At 72.7% G+C, this 2,567-nt stretch carries 1 protein-coding gene; it reads right to left on the bottom strand.

Annotated elements, in window-relative coordinates:
- On the bottom strand, positions 1-2,550 hold a 2,550-nt coding region (locus ABD335_RS26590; protein WP_344328065.1), incomplete at its 3' end, for a non-ribosomal peptide synthetase.
- Positions 2,551-2,567 lie beyond the last annotated feature (17 nt).

Here is a 2,567-nt window from a genome sequence, read left to right on the forward strand (position 1 = left end):
GTACATCCGCGCCCCCGGCACCCCGAACGGATCGGCCACGAAACGCTCCGCCGTCAGCCCGCGCCGGTTCACATATCCACGCGCCACCCCGGGGCCGGACAGATACAGCTCGCCCACCACACCGGTCGGCACCAGCCCCAGCCGCTCGTTCAGCACGTACGCCCGCGTGTTCGCCAGCGGACGGCCGATCGGCACCCCGCCCGACGGCAGACAGGCTCCGGGGTCGATCCGGTACTGAAGGGCGCTGACCGTCGTCTCGGTGGGCCCGTAGACGTTGAAGACGGTCGACGACGGGTGGGCCGAACGCCACGGCTCGACCACCTCGGACGTCAGTGCCTCGCCGGCGACCAGGAGCTCCTGGGCGGCGCTCGGTGCGTGTCCGGCCGCCGGCGACAGCATGCCCAGGTGGCTCGGCGTCACCTTCAGCAGCGTGAGCGGGTCGCGCAGGCCGTCGTTGGCGAGCCGGCCGACGCGGACGCGGCCTCCGGTCGTCAGCGGAACGTGCAGTGAGGTGACCGTGGTGTCGAACGAGACGGACGAGTGCAGAAGCACCTGCCCGGACACGCCCCGGTACTCCTCGGCCGCGGTCGCCACGTAGTCCGCCAGGTTTCCGTGGTCGACGGTGACGCCCTTGGGCACTCCGGTCGATCCGGAGGTGTAGATGACATAGGCGGGCTGGCCCGCCCACAGGGTCCGCTCGTCCGCGTCCAGGTCCCGCGACTCCCGGCCGGCGATGTCCGCGGCGACGTCCGCGTCGTCCAGCACCAGCACCGGCCGCCGCGTGGTTCCCGGCAGCTGCGCGACCGCGTCCCGCACCGTGACCACCAGCACCGGTTCCGCGTCGGCCAGCATGTGCGCCACCCGCTCGGCCGGATAGTCGAGGTCGACCGGCAGGTAGGCCGCCCCCGACTTCAGTACGGCGAGCACCGCCACCACCATCTCCGGCGACCGCGGTACGGCCAGCGCCACCACCGACTCCGGTCTCGCGCCCCGCTCGAGAAGCACCCGCGCCAACCGGTTGGCCCGCGCGTCGAGCTCCTCGTACGACAGCTGCTCGTCCCCGGACACCACCGCCGTTCGGTCCGGTGTCCGCTTCGCCTGCGCCTCGAACATCGCCGGTACGAGCAGGCCGGCCCCGCGGGTTCTCTCGGGCCCCTTCCCGGCGGCCAGCAGGTGTTCCCGCTCCTCGGCCGTCAGGATGTCGACGTCGCCGATGGAGCCGTCCGGATCGGCCGTGACCGCCTCCAGCATCCTGACGAAGCGCGCGACCATGGCCTCGACGGTCGGCCGGTCGAACAGGTCCGTCGAGTAGTCGGCATGGGCGTCGAGTCCGCCCGGCAGGCCGTCGTCGGTGTGGCGCTCGCTCAGTCCGAACGACAGGTCGAACCGCGCCAGGTCGCTGCCCTTGGGCTCCGTCGCGATGGCGATTCCGGGCAGGACGGCTTCGGCCCGGCCCACGTTCTGGAGTGCCAGGCAGACCTGGAACAGCGGGTGGCGGGACAGGGAACGGGCGGGGTTCAGCTCCTCCACCAGCCGCTCGAACGGCACGTCGGGGTGGGCGTACGCGGCGAGGTCGGTCTCCCGGACCCGGGCGAGCAGTTCCCGGAAGGTCGGGTCGCCCGAGGTGTCGGTGCGCAGCACCAGTTCGTTGACGAAGAAGCCGACCAGGTCGTCCAGCGCGTCGTCGGTGCGACCGGCGATCGGAGTGCCGATGGGGATGTCGGTGCCCGCGCCCAACCGGGTCAGCAGCGCCGCCAGCGCCGCCTGGAGCACCATGAAGACGCTGGCACCGCTGCGTCGGGAGAGTTCCAGCAGCCGGCGGTGCAGTCCGGCGTCCAGCTCGAACCGGACGCGGTCGCCTCGGTGCGATCCGTCGGCGGGACGCGGACGGTCCCGGGGCAGCTCCAGCTCCTCCGGCAGACCCGCCAGCGTCTCCTTCCAGTAGGCGAGCTGCCGGGACATCTCGCTGTCGGGATCGCTCCCCTCGCCCAGGACCTCGCGCTGCCAGAGCGTGTAGTCCGCGTACTGCACCGGCAGCGGCGCCCAGCCGGGCGCCTCCCCCCGGCACCGGGCCGCGTACGCGACCCCCAGATCCGCCGCCAGCGGACCCAGCGACCACGCGTCACCCGCGATGTGGTGCAACACCAGCACCAGGACGTGCTCGGTCGGGCCCACTTCCAGCAGGGTGACGCGCAACGGGATGTCGTGCCTGACGTCGAAGCCCTTCCGGGCCGCCGCCGCGACCGCGTCGCCGACCCGGTCCTCGGTGGTCCGCTCGGCGCGCAGGATGTCCTTGGCAACGGTGCCGTGGGCGAGGACGACCTGGTGCGGCTGTCCCTCGGTCTCGGGGAACACGGTGCGCAGGCTCTCGTGCCGGGCGACCACGTCGGCCAGCGCCTGCTCCAGCGCCGCCCGGTCCAGCTCACCGCGGAGCCGCAGCGAGAGGGAGATGTTGTACAGGTGGGCGGTGGGGTCCAGCCGGTTGATGAACCACAGCCGGCGCTGGGCGTACGACAGTGGCAGGGCGTCGGGACGGGGACGTCGCGTCAACGGCGGACGCGCGGCCG

The organism is Streptomyces macrosporus (genome assembly GCF_039533145.1).
In the GTDB taxonomy this organism is placed as follows: Bacteria; Actinomycetota; Actinomycetes; order Streptomycetales; family Streptomycetaceae; genus Streptomyces; species Streptomyces macrosporus.